Here is a 17,343-nt window from a genome sequence, read left to right on the forward strand (position 1 = left end):
AACTAGCGCTTCTGTGGGCGCCAGCGAACGAGCAGCTTCTCTAACAGCGCAATGAGCAGGAAAAGAAGCAGGCTGAGTGCCACGATAATCATGATGGCAACAAAAAGGCGATCCGTGCGGTAAGCCGATTTCTGCAACATCATATAATAACCGATGCCTTTGTCGGCACCAATCCATTCCGCGATGATGGCACCCATGACACTGTATGTGGCGGCGATTTTGACACCGGAAAATATCGATGGAAGGGCATGCGGAAGCTCCAGTTTCCAAAAAATATGACGGCGATTCGCACCTGCCATGCGCATATAGTTCATCATCGCCGCATCCGTGCGTGTTAGACCGTCCATGGCAGCGACTGCTACCGGGAAGAAGCAGACCAGAATGATAGTAATCAATTTGGGTAGCAGGCCAAAGCCGAACCAGATCAGCAGGAGCGGTGCGAGTGCGATGGTCGGGATATTTTGACTAAGAATAAGTAGTGGATACAAAGCTGACTTCAGAAAAGGGATCAGATGCAGCACCATCGCAATGAACAGACCGACCGCTGTCCCGGCGACAAATCCGATAAGGGTTAGCTGAATCGTTGCAGAGGCGTGCATACCCAATCGGTCAGCCTGAGACGCTGCTTCGCGAGCGATATCGGACGGGGCGGGCAACATCCATTTCTCAATGTGGAATAGGGAGACGGCCCCTTGCCATATCGCAATAAAGAGAATAACCGCCACAAGGGGCGGCCATACACTTCTGAAATAGGTAAACATTAGCGATATTTCTCCGTCAGTGTATCCATGCTGAATCCGTCCGGGCTATGTGCGATTTTGATCTGGGAGATGATACTTGGACTACCGGCTTCCACAAGCACCTCGTGCATTTTGCGAACAACCTCCAGCAGTTCATCCAGTTCGCCTTCCATGGTGGTATCTAGCGCATTGACCTGATATTTCAGGCCGGATTGCTGAATCACTTCGATGGCACGGTCTACGTATGGATAGGAGTTCTCGCCGTTCGGTGTTTTGGGAATAACCTGAATACTGAGTAATGTACTTGCCATGAGAGATTAATGCTCCTTTCGGGTGTGGGTGGATAAGTAGATATGGTCGTTGTACTCTATACCACTCCGATTGCAGTTCCCTCCCTAGATCGCTGTTATCCCCGAATTTTTAAATTCATCTTATAAAAATATTTCAATGTCTACACGGACACTTCAATGACAGAATAACCTTCCAATCCCTGTTATCCCCAGATTTTTTTGATTCCCTTTTCCAAAGGGGAAAATCCGGTGATAAAGGCGACCGCTCCGCTTTTTCAGGTTTTTTCTGTCCTTTCCGTTATGGTGTAAATAAATAGTTTAAATTATCAAGACGAGTAAATTCGGGGATGCGGGTGACTGCTTCGCTTCTTTAGAAGGGTTCTGTCCTCTCCGTTTCTTGTGTACAAAAAATTCAACTTATCCATTAAGCTGTGGAAAAAATTCAAGAGAAAGCGTACTTCTGAGGTAGCTTTCCATAGAAAGCCCTATAAGTGATCGCTTCGCTTCTTCAAGTTTTTCCTGTCCTCTTCGTTCAAAACGTGTAAATATCAAAGTTCATGGTTACATTTAGATTTAATATTACTGTGGTAAAAATTCGTTGGTGTATGCTTTCGTTACATCAATCTCTTTATCCAGCAGTTTCTTGCTGAACATCCAGTCGGTGTAGTTCTTCCACACCTCTTCCTTTTGTTCACCCCAGCGAGGGGCATCATCTTTGTATTTCGGGCTGAGCCACTTTTGACTTGCGAGTACTAATTCTTTGTCCAGGTCGGGAACAGCTTTGATCAAAATGTTCGCTGCTTCTTCAGGGTGATCAATCGCATATTGATATCCTTCAGAAGTGGCCTTCAGGAAAGCTCTCACCAGTTCAGGGTCTTTCTGAATCGTCTGTTCATTGGTCACGAGTACAGGGGTGTAATAGTCCAGCGCTTTGGCATAATCCTTCACATATAACATGTCAATCGGTTCCCCGCGTAATTCAGCCTCAATTCCTGTCCAGGCATAGAAAATCCACGCAAAGTCGATGTCCCGTTTCACAGCTGTGAAGAAGTCGGCATCGCCCATGTTAATCTTTTTGACTTTGGATACGTCAGCACCTTCGCCCTCCATAATGGATTGCATCACCGCTTCTTCCACCGGGGAACCCCAGCCGCCGTAAGTTTTACCTTCAAAGTCTTTGGGTGATTTGATCTTACGATCCACTGGAGCGGCAAAACCGGATGTATTATGCTGAATAACTGCGGCAATCGACACAAGGGGAACGTCCTGCGTACGCGCCTGAGTTACACTTTCCTGATAACTGACGCCAAACGGTACCTCACCCGAGGCAACCATCGTATCCGCACCGCCGGCTCCTGGCTGTACAATCTCCACATTTAAACCTGCTGCTTTATAAAAACCTTGGTCCACCGCTGCATACAGACCGGTATGATTCGTATTTGGAGTCCAGTCGAGCACGACCTTTACATCTTTCCGTGCAGTACCGCTCCCCTGGTTGGTTTGGTCCGAACCTGTCGCACCTTGCTGCTCTGTTGGAGCGGCTTCTTTGCCACCACATGCAGCTACGGTAACGAGTAGCACACACATGAGTAACATTCCCATCGTTTTACGCCATTTCATCGTGTTTCTCTCCTTCGGTATGTCCGGCCGGATGGCACGGGGGTACTCCTTGGCTTCATATCCAATCCCTTTGCATAAATCGACGGATTTATACGTGCGGGTTATCCGAATAACGTCATTTTTCTGTTTCTGCTTGTCAAAAGAAAACAAAAAAAGCGCCCCGTAATCTGGGACGCGTGCAGGCGTGAGAGAGTGGCGTTCAGCTTATAGCTGTGCCGTTGCAATATACTCCGATTCCTACGCTGGCATGATCCAGATCAGGTCTAAGGGTTAGTATCTTGATGGGATACACTCTCAGCCGGCCAATTCCGACTCCCCTGGGAAACTATGAAGTTACGGGCATTACTAGGTGTAATTATAGGCCAGTGACGGGAGTGTGTCTAGTCGGTAAATCGTTCACAGAATGTTCACTTATGTGAGTGTAGCCCGATTGTCTATAATGATCCAAGTTACAGAAAGGATGAGTGTATTGCCAGTAAGCAAGAAACAACAAGTGATTTTTGGACTTATGATGTGTACAGGAATGGTCGTAGTGATGATGACCTTCAATCTATGGCATACGGGGATGTTAAGTCAGATGTCCGTGCCGCAGCTATTGCTCCAATTTGTAATCTGTTTTGCCATCGCCTTTTTGGTGGAGTCGTTCATCGTGGGACCGATAGCGAGAAAAATCACATTTTCCTTCTCATTTGCGAGGTCGAGTAAAATTAAAGGTTTAGTTACGATGTCCTTTTTCATGGTAATCGGCATGGTTTTGCTCATGTCTTTATATGGCATCATTACAGCCTATACTGCAGGTCAGCTAGAAGGAGATTCCGTAATCAATGCGTATCTTCATACGATTGTACGTAACTTCGGTCTGGCATTGCCTTATCAGTTGATTGTACTCGGGCCGCTAGTGCGTTATGTATTTGGCAAGTTGTTCAAGGAACCAGCAGCCGTTGCGTCGGTTTAAATCATCGTATCGTTATCCATCATAACAAAAGTATTTCCTGGGCAATCCTGTGGTTTAAGAAGTTCTAGCGTAAGCGATCCAAAACAAAATACCAATAACCACAGCGGCAATAATGATGGTAGTGAAAACTCCGCTCAACCATGAACCTCGCTGGGCTTGGCGGGCAAGTTCATCTGCTCTTTGTTTGGCGGCTTCGCCCTCGGATGAATTCAGATGGTTTGGGTCCATATTCATGCAATATCTTCTCCCCTCGACAGCTTAATTTACCATAGTCTGAACTGTTATATAGGACAACTCATATATATTTGAAAAACGGTTACTCGACTAATTGTTTAATGGAAGCTAAAGCCATGACGATACTAATTGCAAGAAGGAAAATACCTCTGAATTTAATACGTATGATGTCGGAAAGTATTAACTCGTCTTTATTCCGGTTGAAAGGCCAGGAATTCGGTATGAGCAGGGCTCTGATTCCAAAGACGAGTCCGAATAAACTAATCAACAGAAAGATGATGAAGAAAAACATAAATTCACCCCTTGTTGTTTTAGAAGTTATTTCAATTGTACTTGATCCAGCTTTGGAAAGATACGTAAACGGGCATATATGAGTTGCAATGTTGTTCTGTCTTCGTATATACTGAGAAACACAATTACAGATCGGATCATGCCGTTGAAGAGAATCCAACTCAGAGGCGTTTTCGCCAGGGAGCGAATTGAAATTATCCCAAGTTAACCGGAACCGCCCGTTATCGCGGACCAAGAGGCTGATCAGGAGATTTGAACTGATTTGGCAAGTTGGGTGGCACCGCGAGCAGAGCGCTCCTCGTCCCAAGGGATGAGGGCGCTCTTTGTATTTTTTTAGCCAAAGGAGACGGTGATCATGTTAGACATGAAGTGGGTTCGTGCACATGCAGAAGAGGTTCAGGCGGCGGCAGACGGGAAAAAGATCAAGGTGGATATTGCTGTGTTACTACAGCGGGATGACGAGCGCAAGGTACTTTTGCAGCAAACAGAAGAATCGCGTCGTCAGCGTAATACACTATCGGCTGAGATCGGGAAGCTCATGCAGTCGGGTGAGCGTGAGCAAGCGGAGAAGATGCGGGCACAGGTTAAACAATTGAATGAACAGCTGGAGCAAGAGGAAGCCAAGCTGGCGGTAATCCAGGAGGAAGTGACCAGACTGCAATGGCTGTTGCCTAATATCGTGTCGCCAGATACGCCTGTGGGCTTGTCGGATGAAGATAATGTAGAGCTACGGCGAGTGGGAGAGCTACCTGTGTTTGACTACGAGGCCAGAGATCATGTCGAGCTGGGAGAGATGCACGAACTGATCGACATTCCGCGCGGCGTGAAGATCGGTGGAACGCGAAGCTATGTATTGAAGGGGGCAGGTCTGTTGTTACACCGGGCGGTACAGCAACTTGCACTGGACCTGTTGCTGAAGCAGGGATTCACCCCGCTGGAGGTTCCACTCATGGTCAGGGAGGATACACTGGTAAACACCGGATTTTTCCCGACAGGTAGGGATCAGGTATATGAATTGCAAGGAGAGAACAAATGGCTGGTCGGCACATCGGAAGTACCGCTGGTTTCTTATTATGCGGATGAAGTGATTGATGTGAAAGAGCCCGTAAAGCTGGCCGCAATATCGACATGTTTCCGTAGTGAAGTAGGCTCGGGAGGACGGGATGTACGGGGCTTGTACCGTGTACACCAATTTGCCAAAGTAGAACAGGTCATCCTGTGTGCGCCGGATGCGGCGGAATCGGAACGGATGTTACAGGAGATTACGGGACATGCAGAGGAATTGCTGCAACGGCTTGAATTGCCCTATCGTGTAGTGGCGGTATGTACGGGAGATATGTCTCAGAAAACGTACAAACAGTATGACATCGAAACATGGATGCCAAGCCGCGAAGCATATGGGGAAACTCATTCGTCGTCGAATTTGCATGATTTTCAGGCTCGGCGTTCGAACATTCGCTGCCGTGATGAGGAGGGCAAGTTGGTCTACTGCCATACGCTCAACAATACTGCCGTAGCTTCACCGCGCATTTTGATCCCACTGCTGGAAAACCATCAGCAGGCAGATGGCAGCATTTATATTCCGGAAGCTTTGCGTCCATATATGGGCGGGGCCGAACGCCTGATTTTGCCAGAGCATGAGCAGGGTGAATAGAAGAAATACAGTGGTTTCAACTTAATGAAATGAAAGAAGCAAATAAAGAGGAGCCCTTATCGGGTTCCTCTTTATTCAAACATATGATCAATAGCCCATTGAATTTTTTTTCTGTATTTCTGGTGTTTGTATACGCTCCATAGTTCACCTGTATTTTTAACGCAGCTTCCATTCAAACTCGTTAATAATTTCGATTTTTCCGGATTGCAATGCCTTTTTCAAAACGATTGCAGGCCGTTCTCATCAGTAAGACCATCTCATCTTCTGAGCGTACCTTCGTAGATGTTGAAGTGGAAATGGCTCTCATTGCACTTTGTCATTTAACTTTAACCATCCAATGTCCGATATAAAGTATAGTAGATAGTAAAATATTAGGCGAAAAATAAATTAAACGGTTGGATGATGGGAGAATGAGACTGGACATGGACAAGAGTCGAATCAAATGGTCGTTACGAGGTATGCTTGCTCTAATTATCGCACTTACGGTTGTATTGCCTACGTCAGTTTGGGCAGCGTCAGGTGATGTCATTTCAATTGAGATTTCAGGTAGCAGTCCGCAGAAGATGAATGTGGGGGAGACTACATCCTATCAGGTGCTGGCGACGGTGGAAGGCGCGGACCATAAACAGGATGTTACCGGGGGAGTAAACTGGTCCACTAGCAATACTGCTGTGGTGACAATCACAAAAGGTAAAGTCAAAGCGATCGCTGCAGGCGAAGCTACGATTGTTGCTCAAGTGAGCGGGGTTAAAGCACAGGTGGTTGTTCAGGTGCAGGATAAAATCAAAAGCATCAAGGCTTCACCTAATGCGTATACGTTTGTAAAAGGAAACGAAGGCACGCTTCCGAAAGTCAGCATTACGCGTGCTAATGGCAAGGAAGAGGAAGTCACATCTGATATTGTATGGACGGTGTCCAGTAACCTGGCTGTGATTGAGAACGGAAAGATCAAAGGCGTCACTCCTGGTAAAGTGATGCTGCAAGGGAAGTACGGGTCGACTCTCGTTAAAGTACCGATAACGGTGACAGACACCATTAGCAAGATAGAGGTTAAGCCTGCAACAATCCAGTTAACGATCAAAAAATCTACCCCGCTTAAAGTGATGGGGACGTACTCCAGTGGCAAAACAGTCAATCTATCCAGATCTGTGATATGGACGTCATCCAATCCTGGCGTGGCAGCAGTGAAAAATGGTACGGTCAGAGGGATGAACGAAGGACAAGCCACCTTGACTGGTACGTATCAGGGTCAGACCGTTACTGTACAAGTCAACGTAGTACCTACCCTCCAGAAGCTGATTATAGGTCAGAAGAGTTTGGTTTTGTCTCCGCAGTCCAGCTCGGCTCTAGGGGTAATGGCTCAGTATGATACAGGGAAAACGTTGATGGTGACAGGAAGTGCGGTGTGGAGCAGTTCTAAGCCGAATATCGCCACCGTAACAAATGGCAGAATCGTTGCTGTAGCCAAAGGTAAAACAAGCATTACCGCGAAGTGGGGCAATAAAAAAGTGACGATACCTGTGACGGTAAAATAATGTTCCCTTTTTCCATATAAGTGTTGATCAGATCGAATTGAATCCATGTATACTATGAGGGAGGCGTACTTATGCGTCTCCTTTTTTGAACATAGAATCGAGCTTCGAGGAGTGATTATGGAAATGACCGATCAGATGAACCCGGAGAATTGGCCTGCATGGGCCACGGAACCTGTAGAAGTTGTAGGAGCTAACCCCGCTTGGAGTGCGCAGGCTGAGGAAGAAATTGCGCAGTTAAGAGAGCTTTTGAAACACCTGGAAATACATACATTCGAACATATAGGGAGCACATCCATACCTGGTTTGTCTGCCAAGCCAATTATTGATCTGATGGGGAAGGTGCAGTCCTGGGATGACATGGAGCGCATTGCCGAGAAGTTGAACCCTGTAGGCTGGAACTACGTTCCGCCTGAACTGGATGGCCGGGAATACAGACGATTCTGGGTCAAAGTTAAAGATGGGAAACGAGCTGTGCATCTGCATCTCATGCGTCCAGATGAGGAACGCTGGGAGCGACAGATCCGGTTTCGGGATGCACTGAGATCTCGGCCGGATTTGGTGAAGGCCTACGCCGAACTGAAAATCAAGCTTGCAGATGAGAATAAAGACGACAGAGAATCGTATACCACTGCCAAAACCGAATTCATCTTAAAGGTTCTGGATGGACGGCTGTGAAGCATCAGAACGGGCTGTCCATTAAAAATAGATGGGTCTACTTCATCGCCGTGATCATCACGATGGCAGCGGGACTAGCTTCCAGAACATATGGAGCGGTTTTGCCGAAATGGATGTATGAGCATTTTGGAGATGCGCTATGGGCAGGCATGATCTATTTTGGCGTACGTATGGTATTCATTCACTTGAGCCGTGCGAGAGCAGTCTGGATCAGTGTTATATTCAGTTGGGTCGTTGAATTCTCTCAAATGATTCAGGTACCTTGGCTGAACGATCTGCGTTCGACGTTGTTGGGAGCTCTGATATTGGGTCGTGGATTTCTAGTTAATGATTTAATCCGATACCTAATCGGCATATTATGTGTTTATTTTATAGACCGTTTTATCTTGACTAGATTTATACGTTTATAGAGTCAATTCATAAATAGGAGGTACGCTGAATGAATATCGATAAACTTTTTGCAGCATCCCCTGAGTTTGAAACCGAACGGTTGTACCTCAGACGTCTTACGATGGATGACCTCGATGAATATTATGCATTTGCATCTGACCCGAAAGTTAGTGAGCAAAGCTTGTGGCAGTGCCATCAAAGCAAGGATGATTCCATCGGTTATCTGGAGCGAGTGCTGCGAAACTATGAGCAAAAAACGGTATATCTCTGGGCTTTTGTGCTGAAAGAAACGGGAACGCTGATTGGAAGAGGTGGCATTTTCCATCTGGATGAATTCATGCAGAGCGGGGAACTGGGGTACGCCATTGGTAGCGCCTATTGGGGCAAGGGGCTTGCCGCGGAAGCCATGCAACCTATCGTTGATTACTGCTTCGAGCAACTGGGGTGTAACCGGCTGGAGGGTAAATGCAATGCGGGCAACATCGGCTCTGCGCGTGTGATGGAAAAGCTGGGCATGGTGCAAGAAGGGGTGTTACGCAAGCAGTTGAAAATTAAAGGTGTGTTTACCGACCAGAAAATGTACGCCCGCATCCGGGATGATCTATAATATTAGATTAACATGAGCTGTCTTACAGCGACCAAGGAGGAAACCTTATGATCTATAGCATTATTTCCCGTTCCGTATGGGAGGAAGTGTCCAAAGGAGACACATATGCACCAGAGAGTTTAGAAACGGACGGCTTTATTCATTGTTCCACCGCAGAGCAGATTCCATGGGTAGCTGAACAGTATTATGCGGGACGTACCGACCTGTTGCTGCTCGGGATTGAAGAGAGAACGTTGAAGGCAGAGCTGGTCTATGAAGATTTGTATGAATTAAATGAGCTGTTTCCACACATCTATGGAGAGTTGAATCTGGATGCAGTAAGTAAGGTATTGAAATTTGAACCGAATGCAGACGGCACGTTTTCTTTCCCGGCATAACTTTCTGAAATGGGGGTAAGACGGATGGACATGAATCAGGCTTTTTTGGAAACAGCGGAGAAACAGTTCCTTTACTACAAGCAGCTTGGTGAACGCGCAATGGAGCAATTGGAGACGGAGCAGTTGTTTCAAACGTGGAACGAGGACACCAACAGTATTACGGTCATCGTAAAGCATTTGTGGGGCAATATGCGATCCCGCTGGACGGATGTGCTAACAACGGATGGTGAGAAACCATGGCGTGAGCGTGATGCCGAATTCGTGGGTGATTTTCATACGAGGGAAGAGTTGCTTGCCAAGTGGGAAGAGGGCTGGGACTGTCTGCTGGGAGCGCTGCGTTCGTTTACTCCGGATCACATGTCTCAGATCATATATATTCGGAATGAGGGCCATACCATTATGGAGGCGATTATGCGGCAGTTGGCGCATTATCCGTACCATGTGGGGCAGATTGTGCACACGGCCAAAATGTTAAAAGAAACGTCGTGGGATAGTCTTTCTATCCCCAGAAACGGGTCAAATACTTATAACGAAGGCAAGTTTTTGAAACCAAAGACCAGAAAACATTTTACAGAGGACGAGCTTGAATGAGTTTTAGAGAAAAGAGGGATTACAAACGATGACACAAATTGCGTTGATACGTCACGGCAGTACGGCATGGAATAAAGAAAAACGTTCGCAGGGACAGACAGACAATCCGCTTGATCAGGAGGGCAGAGAACAGGCGGCTTTGTTAGCGGCGAGGCTGGCGGAGGAATCCTGGGATGCCATCTACGCCAGTGACTTGGAGCGGGCAAGTGAAACGGCTCGTGTTATCGCAGATCGGCTTGGTATTCAGGAGATTCATCTCGACCCGAGATTACGTGAAATGGGCGGAGGTCAGGTGGAGGGCACAACAGAAGAGGAACGTGTCGCGAAATGGGGAGCAGATTGGAGTTTGCTCGATCTAGGAAAAGAGCACCCGGACACAGGTGCTTCCCGAGGGAAAGCGGCGTTAGAAGATATCCTTCGGCAGCATCCGAATGGACGAGTCATCGTGGTGAGTCACGGGGCTGTGCTTCGTAATACATTGCGGGCACTGGTACCGGAACTGGATATCAGCGTAAAGCTGGGGAACACATCGATTACACGAATGGTGCATCAGGATCAGGCATGGCAGTGTGAATTGTACAATTGCAGTGCGCATCTGGAGTGAGGTAAAGCCATGGACACAATCTCCTATAACTGGACAGAGGACAGGTTATCTCCACTCGGAGAGCGTGGAATTGTAATTCGCTGCGGCGAGTCGTTGTCTGAGGTGGTACATCAGAGAGTGATGTCAGCATGTGCTCTTTTGGAAAAGGGATCTGTGACAGCTGCGGTGGAGTGGGTGCCTTCTTACTTGTCTGTCACATTGTTTTACGATCCTTGGATATCGTCTTATGAGGACACATGTAGGCTTCTGCTACAACATTTGCGTCAACTCAATGACGAATCTAAAGATTTGAAGTCGATTGGGACGGGGAATCCTCCTAGGATCGTGACTATTCCGGTATGTTACGGCGGAAAGTTCGGGCCGGATCTGGAACATGTGGCTAACGAACATGGGCTGACAATAGAGGAAGTCATAGCGATCCATTCATCGGTTGATTACCTGGTACATATGATTGGATTTGCCCCCGGCTTCCCATATTTAGGAGGACTGCCTGAACAAATAGCCACACCAAGGAGGGCTACGCCGAGGCTTCATGTAGAGGCAGGAACGGTGGGCATAGGTGGTTCTCAGACGGGGATCTATCCGATAACGACACCAGGCGGGTGGCAGTGTATTGGACGGACACCTATCTGTCTTTTTCGTCCGGAAACGAATCCTCCAAGTCTGCTTGAAGCAGGGGACTTTGTTCGTTTTAAGCCCATTACGATGCCAGAATACGTGGAACTGGAGCGGAGGGAGGGGAAGGAATGAGTATGCAGATCATTCGTCCTGGCTTGTTAACAACCGTTCAGGATGAAGGTAGAATAGGGTATCGCCGTTACGGTGTGCCGGTGGGCGGTTCCATGGACATGTTTGCGGCCCGAGCTGCCAATATACTTGTCGGTAACTCTCGGCACGATGCAGTACTTGAGATCACGATGTCCGGGCCGGAACTGCAAGTGCAAACCAATCAGCTGATTTCGCTATGTGGTGCAGATCTCAGTGCCACGGTAGATAGGCAGCCTGTACCTTTGTGGCGACCCGTGCTGTTACGGGCTGGCAGTGTATTGAAATTTGGCGCATGCCGGCATGGCCTGCGTGCATATTTGGCGTTTGCTGGCGGGATCGATGTACCAGAAGTAATGGGCAGCCGTAGTACGGATGTTAAGACCGGGTTTGGTGGTTTTCATGGAAGGGCTCTGGGTGCGGCAGATGTACTGGATACGGGGAGCATCCAAGAACAGGTTCGACAATGGATGCGTTTTATGGAAGAACAATTAGGCGATAACAAATCCATGGTCGCTCCGGCATGGCTATTATCAGAGCGGGAGAGACCGAACTATTACGGTAAAGCTGTCGTTCGAGTGATGCAAGGTCAAGACTGTGCGGAATTCAGCGCAGAGAGCCTGGATCGATTTTATACCGAAGATTACCTCATCTCTCCCCAATCTGATCGTATGGGATACCGGATGCAGGGGTTACGGCTGGAGCTGGATCGGCCATTGCATCGTTTATCCGAGGCGGTCACCTTTGGCACGGTGCAGGTACCTGCGGATGGGCAGCCTATCGTATTGATGGCGGATCACCAGACCATTGGAGGATATCCTGTGATTGCACAGGTAGCTGCGGTTGATTTGCCCATTCTGGCTCAGGCCAGGCCCGGAAGTCGCGTTTCTTTTGCAGAGATTACGCATGAAGAAGCACGTGATCTCTATATAGAACGTGAGCGGAACTTAAGATTGCTGAATCAGTTGATTCGCAGGAAAATGGCCGAAATGGAGGTGATATCATGAGCGTTTCATATACACTGGATATCAATTGTGATCTTGGTGAGAGTTATGGTTTTTATCAGACGATGATGAATTCCGATGAAGCCATGATGCCATTGATCACATCGGCTAATATTGCCTGTGGATTCCATGCGGGTGATCCCTCCGTCATGCGGCTGACGGTAGAACGGGCAATCGTGCATCAGGTAGCCATTGGCGCACATCCCGGGTTGCCTGATTTGCAAGGATTCGGAAGACGAAATATGGAGATTACACCACGGGAAGCCTACGACATGGTGGTGTATCAGATTGGGGCACTCGATGCTTTTGTCCGTGCCAGCGGAGGGCGTCTGCATCATGTAAAACCACATGGAGCACTTTATAATATGGCGGCAACCAATTCGAAGCTCGCTGAGGCTATTGCCGAAGCGGTTTATAGGGTGCAACCTGAGCTTTATTTATATGGTTTGGCAGGCAGTGAGCTGATCAGGGCAGCTCAGCGAATCGGTGTTCGCGGCGTGAATGAAGTATTTGCAGATCGGACGTATACCTCTGATGGCAGATTAACGCCTCGCAGTCACGAAGGTGCTCTCATAGAACGATCTGAAGAAGCACTGGCTCAGGTGATTCGCATGGTTAAAGACGGAGTGGTCGTATCTACGGATGGAACCTTAGTTCCCATTACAGCAGATACAGTTTGCATCCATGGTGACGGCACACATGCCCTTACGTTTGCTCAAGAGATTCGTCGCATGCTGGAAGCGGAGGGTGTTGCACTGACCGCATATGAAGCGAGATAAAGATGGAGAATGGAGGAGTTGTACACCATGAAACCGATACGGAATTCGGCCAAGGCGGTCATTGTTCAGGACGGAAGTTTGTTACTGATTCGTCTACAAGATCAGTATGGTGATGCTTATGTTTTTCCAGGCGGTGGGCAGGAGAAGGGTGAAGAACTGAAAGATGCGGTAGCTCGGGAATGTCTGGAGGAGATTGGACAGGCGGTGCAGGTAGGTGAGCTATTACATATCCGGGAATACATCGGTGCCAATCATGAGTTTGCTGAGTGGGATGCAGATATCCATCAGGTGGAGTTTTATTTCGAGTGCAGTCTGGTTGATCCAAAAGCTTCAGTCTTTGAAGGCTCTAACCCGGATGATCATCAGGTTGCTGTAGAATGGATTGCGCTCGAGGAGCTGTCCAACATCCGCCTGTATCCCAAAACCATCGGTGAATTGCTGTTGAAAAAGGGAGAGCAACGCATTTACCTTGGAGACCTTAATTAAGTTAACATTCTCAAAATTGTCATGCATATGTTCTGGTTCAGGGATTCATCATAGGTGAGGCGGGTACACTATAAGTACAGGCGTATGTTAAAGGAATCGTGCTTAAATATACATCTGTACATTGTGTCATTAGGAATCTGTGTCGACTGTTAGAGACATAGATTGTATACAATTAATCTTAAAAGAATAGTTCAAAGCTTTTGGGCTTTGAAACTGCTTCTACCAATGAAAGAACTGCAGAAGTAGTGAAAGGGACGAAGTCGATTCTGAAGAAGCGAAGCGCTCGCCTTTATCACCGGATTATTTACCATTAAACCATATTCAATAATAAATCCGGGGATAACAGCGATCGAAAGAACGATTCGTCACTGTAACGGTCACACTGCATAACTATGTTGGTAGCTAGCATCAAAGCCAAGCTTTCAAACACTCCCCCATCCCGAAAGGAGCAACTCCCATGAACCAGAACGAATTGGAACAAAACATTGTGAAGGCTTTGGAAAATAACCCGTATTGCAGTTTCTCCACCGTAGAGAATGGCAAGCCGAAATCCCGTTATATGGCTATTTTCAATGATGGGCTGAATATTCATCTGGCAACCAACCGTCAGACGCACAAAGTAGAGGAACTGGAGAACAATCCGAATGTTAGTCTTCTGCTTGGTTACGAAGCCGGAGGCACCAAGGAAGTGGTGGAGATCGAGGGTACTTGTGAGGTCACTAAAAATGAATCCTTGCGTGAGCAAGTGTGGAATGATGAGTTGAAGGCATGGTTCGATGGACCTAATGATCCCAACTATGTAATCTTGGATATTACCCCAGCTCGCATAGAATATACAGGCAAAGACCATGAGCATCATGTGTGGGAGCAATAAATTCAGGCGTAGCTTCAAGGTAAAGCCAATTACCAAATTATCTTGGCGAATACTCGTTGTCAGACGACGAAAATATAGAGAATGTTCAACCGTGAATGCCTTTTCTAAGGCTTCGCGGTTTTTAATTTTATCCCAAAACAGCAAGATATGCACTTTATGTAACATTGATGTAACATACGTGATTTTGAGTAATTATACCCTAACCCTTTCCTTATTCACTGCAAAATATGTCGAAATCACGCATGAAAACGTAAAATGGACTAGTTATGTGCGGATAACGTAAAAATTAATGCTTTTCATTGTTTTAACATTACGTTATGATTTGATATGTAAATACACGCACAGATATGAATAGATGTTCATGTGAGATAAACTTACCTGAAGACGCCGATGAGTGCTCATTGGATCATCAGTACGCACAACCCATGAAATCTATTATTTTCTGTGCCTGTATTTGCGGTATTGCATGATTTAATGTACATAAACCGGGAGGGGTTATTTTTGAAGAAAAGTAAGAAGTTGTTATCAAGCCTGACTGCCGCTTTCGTTGCATTTAACGTGCTTGCGGTATTTCCAGTACCTGTATCGGCTGCCGATGCGGCCAAAGTCAAATTGCGGATCATGGAAACAACGGACATTCATGACAACCTGATCAACTATGACTATTATTCAGACAAAGCGACGGATCAATATGGACTGGCCAAAACGGCTACGCTGATCAAGAAAGCCCGTGAGGAAGCGAAGAACAGCTTGTTGTTCGACAACGGTGACTTGATCCAGGGTAACCCGATGGGAGACTATGTTGCGAAGATTGATCCTCTGAAAAAGGGTGAAACTCACCCTGTATATAAAGCGATGAATCTGCTCGATTATGATGCAGGTAACATCGGTAACCATGAATTCAACTATGGTCTCGATTTCCTTGACATGACGCTGGAGGGAGCAAACTTCCCTTACATCAATGCCAATGTTTATGTAGACGATGGTGACAAAGATGAAACAAATGACAAAAACTACTTCACTCCTTATAAAATTTTGGACAAAAAAGTAACGGATGAGAACGGCAAGGAGCATACCATTAAAGTGGGCGTGATCGGATTTGTGCCGCCGCAAATCATGCAATGGGACAGTGCTAACCTTGAAGGTAAGGTGATTGCCAAGGATATCATCGCTACTGCGAAAAAGTTTGTTCCAAAGATGAAAGCCGAAGGTGCGGACATTATCGTAGCGATCCCTCACTCGGGATTCGAGGATATTCCGCAAACCGACCTGATGGAGAACTCCGTGCTGTACCTGAGCCAGGTGGAAGGCATTAATGCCATTCTGTTTGGACATGCCCACAAAGTATTCCCTAGTGCAGACTTTAAAGGTAAAAAAGGAGTCGATCTGGAAAAGGGTACAATCAATGGTGTTCCTGCTGTAGAGCCTGGTTTCTGGGGTGATCACCTCGGAATCATTGATCTGGACCTGGAGCAAGTGGACGGCAAATGGAAAGTGGTTGATTCCAAAACAGAAGCACGTCCAATCTACGATACCGCGAACAAAAAACCGCTGGTAGATGCGGATCAGGCAATCGTTGATGCTGTCCATGACGAGCACGAAGGCACACTGGAATATGTACGTGGTCCGGTTGGCGAAACGACAGCACCGATCAACAGCTTCTTCGCTCTGGTGCAGGATGACCCATCCATTCAGATCGTAACGAATGCACAGAAGTGGTACGTGGAAAAGAAACTGCAAGGCACTGACTATGAGAATGTCCCAGTCCTGTCTGCGGGTGCACCTTTCAAAGCAGGTGGACGTTCTGGTGCTTCGTATTACACCAACATTCCTAAAGGTACGATTGCCATCAAAAACGTGGCAGACCTTTATGTATATCCAAACACGGTACACGCTGTAATGGTGAATGGTGCCGAATTGAAAGAGTGGTTAGAATGGTCAGCAGGCCAATTTAACCAGATTGATCCGGCTAAAGGCGGTCAGCAACAATTAATTAATATGGATTTCCCAACGTATAACTTTGATGTTATCGATGGTGTAACCTACCAGATTGATGTTACACAACCAGCTAAGTACGATAGTAAAGCGACAGTGGTTAATGCATCGGCCAGCCGGATCAAAAACTTGAGCTTCGAAGGCAAGCCGGTAGATCCAGCACAAAAATTCATCGTAGCAACGAATAACTATCGTGCGTCTTCATCCAAATTGGCTAACCCGGACGGTAAACGTATCGTTCTGGCTGCACCGGATGAGAACCGTCAAGTGATTATCGACTATATCCGTGAGAACAAAACGATTAACCCGACAGCGGATGGCAACTGGTCGCTAGCACCAATTAAACCTTCTGCTGGTGTAACTGCGGCAGCGCTGAATGACCTTGAGGTGGTATTTGCTTCTTCGCCAGATGCGAAGGATCTGGTAGAGGCGAATCCGGCTATGTCCTTTATTGGTACCAATAAAGATGGGTTCGCAGAGTACGGATTGAAACTGACAGGTGAGGCAGCAACAACACCAAAACCTGAACCAAGCCCGGCTCCGACACCGAAACCCGAACCAACACCAGCGCCGACGCCAAAACCTACACCAACACCAAAACCACAGCCGGAGAAACCAGCTACGAACCATAAAGTCGTATATGTGGTGCAAAAAGGGGACAACCTGTATCGCATCGGTTTAAAACATGGTGTGGACTGGCGTGTACTTGTCAAAACAAACAAAATCACCAATGTGTATAACCTGAAAGTTGGACAAAAAATTGTCATTCCTGTTTCATAGATTCTAATAAAGGGTATAGTCAAAAGACTGGCAGTCATCAGACTGCTGGTCTTTTTTGTGGCAAGAAAGAATACAAATGTTTCTGTATACATCATAT

Annotated in this window: 19 protein-coding genes and 1 riboswitch; of the genes, 15 read left to right on the forward strand and 4 right to left on the reverse strand. The window is 46.9% G+C overall.

The window, feature by feature from the left end:
* Positions 1-2 precede the first annotated feature (2 nt).
* The 3 genes from H7T88_RS24860 to H7T88_RS24870 form a co-directional block, all read right to left on the reverse strand.
* A complete protein-coding gene (locus H7T88_RS24860; protein WP_221790938.1) occupies positions 3-761 on the reverse strand; it encodes an ABC transporter permease in 759 nt (252 codons plus the stop codon).
* On the reverse strand, positions 761-1,051 hold the full coding sequence (locus H7T88_RS24865; RefSeq protein ID WP_090918785.1) for an MTH1187 family thiamine-binding protein: 291 nt from the start codon (positions 1,049-1,051) through the stop codon (positions 761-763). The genes H7T88_RS24860 and H7T88_RS24865 overlap by 1 nt, the downstream gene beginning before the upstream one ends.
* A gap of 558 nt (positions 1,052-1,609) precedes the next feature.
* Positions 1,610-2,650 (reverse strand): ABC transporter substrate-binding protein, encoded by a 1,041-nt coding sequence (locus H7T88_RS24870; protein WP_221790940.1) that lies wholly within the window; start codon positions 2,648-2,650, stop codon positions 1,610-1,612.
* 216 nt (positions 2,651-2,866) lie between these two features.
* A riboswitch (TPP riboswitch) is annotated at positions 2,867-2,979 on the reverse strand.
* A 140-nt stretch (positions 2,980-3,119) separates the two neighbouring features.
* Between H7T88_RS24870 and H7T88_RS24875 the strand changes: the two genes are divergently transcribed.
* Entirely contained in the window at positions 3,120-3,605 is a 486-nt protein-coding gene (locus tag H7T88_RS24875; RefSeq protein WP_221790942.1) for a DUF2798 domain-containing protein, read from the forward strand.
* Between the two features lie 54 nt (positions 3,606-3,659).
* Here H7T88_RS24875 and H7T88_RS24880 read toward each other — a convergent pair whose 3' ends face one another.
* Positions 3,660-3,839 (reverse strand): hypothetical protein, encoded by a 180-nt coding sequence (locus tag H7T88_RS24880; protein ID WP_090918782.1) that lies wholly within the window; start codon positions 3,837-3,839, stop codon positions 3,660-3,662.
* Positions 3,840-4,485: 646 nt separating this feature from the next.
* Here H7T88_RS24880 and serS point away from each other — a divergent pair.
* The 14 genes from serS (at position 4,486) to H7T88_RS24950 (ending at position 17,246) form a co-directional block, all read left to right on the forward strand.
* On the forward strand, positions 4,486-5,784 hold the full coding sequence (serS, locus tag H7T88_RS24885) for a serine--tRNA ligase (protein ID WP_221790944.1): 1,299 nt from the start codon (positions 4,486-4,488) through the stop codon (positions 5,782-5,784).
* A gap of 422 nt (positions 5,785-6,206) precedes the next feature.
* The gene (locus H7T88_RS24890; protein ID WP_221790946.1) at positions 6,207-7,319 is read left to right on the forward strand and encodes an Ig-like domain-containing protein; all 1,113 of its coding nucleotides are present in this window, start codon (positions 6,207-6,209) and stop codon (positions 7,317-7,319) included.
* 123 nt (positions 7,320-7,442) lie between these two features.
* Complete coding sequence (locus H7T88_RS24895) at positions 7,443-7,994, forward strand: GrpB family protein (RefSeq protein WP_221790948.1); 552 nt, start codon at positions 7,443-7,445, stop codon at positions 7,992-7,994.
* Complete coding sequence (locus tag H7T88_RS24900) at positions 7,991-8,404, forward strand: ribosomal maturation YjgA family protein (protein WP_312027655.1); 414 nt, start codon at positions 7,991-7,993, stop codon at positions 8,402-8,404. The genes H7T88_RS24895 and H7T88_RS24900 overlap by 4 nt, the downstream gene beginning before the upstream one ends.
* A 29-nt stretch (positions 8,405-8,433) precedes the next feature.
* Positions 8,434-8,991, forward strand: coding sequence for a GNAT family N-acetyltransferase (locus H7T88_RS24905; protein ID WP_221790950.1), 558 nt, complete (start codon positions 8,434-8,436; stop codon positions 8,989-8,991).
* Positions 8,992-9,038: 47 nt separating this feature from the next.
* Complete coding sequence (locus tag H7T88_RS24910) at positions 9,039-9,368, forward strand: DUF952 domain-containing protein (RefSeq protein WP_154891434.1); 330 nt, start codon at positions 9,039-9,041, stop codon at positions 9,366-9,368.
* Positions 9,369-9,392: 24 nt separating this feature from the next.
* The gene (locus tag H7T88_RS24915; protein WP_154891433.1) at positions 9,393-9,959 is read left to right on the forward strand and encodes a DUF1572 family protein; all 567 of its coding nucleotides are present in this window, start codon (positions 9,393-9,395) and stop codon (positions 9,957-9,959) included.
* Positions 9,960-9,987: 28 nt separating this feature from the next.
* Complete coding sequence (locus H7T88_RS24920; RefSeq protein ID WP_090918761.1) at positions 9,988-10,563, forward strand: histidine phosphatase family protein; 576 nt, start codon at positions 9,988-9,990, stop codon at positions 10,561-10,563.
* 9 nt (positions 10,564-10,572) lie between these two features.
* Positions 10,573-11,313, forward strand: coding sequence for a 5-oxoprolinase subunit PxpB (pxpB, locus tag H7T88_RS24925; protein WP_154891432.1), 741 nt, complete (start codon positions 10,573-10,575; stop codon positions 11,311-11,313).
* Complete coding sequence (locus tag H7T88_RS24930; RefSeq protein ID WP_154891431.1) at positions 11,310-12,335, forward strand: 5-oxoprolinase subunit C family protein; 1,026 nt, start codon at positions 11,310-11,312, stop codon at positions 12,333-12,335. Before pxpB ends, H7T88_RS24930 begins: the two co-directional genes overlap by 4 nt.
* Entirely contained in the window at positions 12,332-13,111 is a 780-nt protein-coding gene (locus H7T88_RS24935) for a LamB/YcsF family protein (RefSeq protein ID WP_154891430.1), read from the forward strand. Before H7T88_RS24930 ends, H7T88_RS24935 begins: the two co-directional genes overlap by 4 nt.
* 27 nt (positions 13,112-13,138) lie before the next feature.
* Positions 13,139-13,597: an NUDIX domain-containing protein gene (locus tag H7T88_RS24940; protein WP_154891429.1), complete on the forward strand. Its 459-nt coding sequence runs from the start codon at positions 13,139-13,141 to the stop codon at positions 13,595-13,597.
* A 457-nt stretch (positions 13,598-14,054) separates the two neighbouring features.
* A complete protein-coding gene (locus H7T88_RS24945) occupies positions 14,055-14,471 on the forward strand; it encodes a pyridoxamine 5'-phosphate oxidase family protein (RefSeq protein WP_090918752.1) in 417 nt (138 codons plus the stop codon).
* A gap of 501 nt (positions 14,472-14,972) precedes the next feature.
* Positions 14,973-17,246 carry a bifunctional 2',3'-cyclic-nucleotide 2'-phosphodiesterase/3'-nucleotidase gene (locus H7T88_RS24950; RefSeq protein ID WP_154891428.1) on the forward strand — a complete coding sequence of 758 codons (2,274 nt, stop codon included), beginning with the start codon at positions 14,973-14,975 and terminating at the stop codon, positions 17,244-17,246.
* Positions 17,247-17,343: the final 97 nt, after the last annotated feature.

This window comes from Paenibacillus cucumis (ex Kampfer et al. 2016) (assembly GCF_019748695.1).
Classification (GTDB): Bacteria; Bacillota; Bacilli; order Paenibacillales; family Paenibacillaceae; genus Paenibacillus; species Paenibacillus polysaccharolyticus.

What these genes read in the sequence shown, in the direction of transcription:
- H7T88_RS24860 (WP_221790938.1), bottom strand. Translation starts at nt 761, where the DNA reads ATGTTTACCTATTTCAGAAGTGTATGGCCGCCCCTTGTGGCGGTTATT.
- H7T88_RS24865 (WP_090918785.1), bottom strand. Translation starts at nt 1,051, where the DNA reads ATGGCAAGTACATTACTCAGTATTCAGGTTATTCCCAAAACACCGAAC.
- H7T88_RS24870 (WP_221790940.1), bottom strand. Translation starts at nt 2,650, where the DNA reads ATGAAATGGCGTAAAACGATGGGAATGTTACTCATGTGTGTGCTACTC.
- H7T88_RS24880 (WP_090918782.1), bottom strand. Translation starts at nt 3,839, where the DNA reads ATGAATATGGACCCAAACCATCTGAATTCATCCGAGGGCGAAGCCGCC.
- serS (WP_221790944.1), top strand. Translation starts at nt 4,486, where the DNA reads ATGTTAGACATGAAGTGGGTTCGTGCACATGCAGAAGAGGTTCAGGCG.
- H7T88_RS24890 (WP_221790946.1), top strand. Translation starts at nt 6,207, where the DNA reads ATGGACAAGAGTCGAATCAAATGGTCGTTACGAGGTATGCTTGCTCTA.
- H7T88_RS24895 (WP_221790948.1), top strand. Translation starts at nt 7,443, where the DNA reads ATGACCGATCAGATGAACCCGGAGAATTGGCCTGCATGGGCCACGGAA.
- H7T88_RS24905 (WP_221790950.1), top strand. Translation starts at nt 8,434, where the DNA reads ATGAATATCGATAAACTTTTTGCAGCATCCCCTGAGTTTGAAACCGAA.
- H7T88_RS24910 (WP_154891434.1), top strand. Translation starts at nt 9,039, where the DNA reads ATGATCTATAGCATTATTTCCCGTTCCGTATGGGAGGAAGTGTCCAAA.
- H7T88_RS24915 (WP_154891433.1), top strand. Translation starts at nt 9,393, where the DNA reads ATGGACATGAATCAGGCTTTTTTGGAAACAGCGGAGAAACAGTTCCTT.
- H7T88_RS24920 (WP_090918761.1), top strand. Translation starts at nt 9,988, where the DNA reads ATGACACAAATTGCGTTGATACGTCACGGCAGTACGGCATGGAATAAA.
- pxpB (WP_154891432.1), top strand. Translation starts at nt 10,573, where the DNA reads ATGGACACAATCTCCTATAACTGGACAGAGGACAGGTTATCTCCACTC.
- H7T88_RS24930 (WP_154891431.1), top strand. Translation starts at nt 11,310, where the DNA reads ATGAGTATGCAGATCATTCGTCCTGGCTTGTTAACAACCGTTCAGGAT.
- H7T88_RS24935 (WP_154891430.1), top strand. Translation starts at nt 12,332, where the DNA reads ATGAGCGTTTCATATACACTGGATATCAATTGTGATCTTGGTGAGAGT.
- H7T88_RS24940 (WP_154891429.1), top strand. Translation starts at nt 13,139, where the DNA reads ATGAAACCGATACGGAATTCGGCCAAGGCGGTCATTGTTCAGGACGGA.
- H7T88_RS24945 (WP_090918752.1), top strand. Translation starts at nt 14,055, where the DNA reads ATGAACCAGAACGAATTGGAACAAAACATTGTGAAGGCTTTGGAAAAT.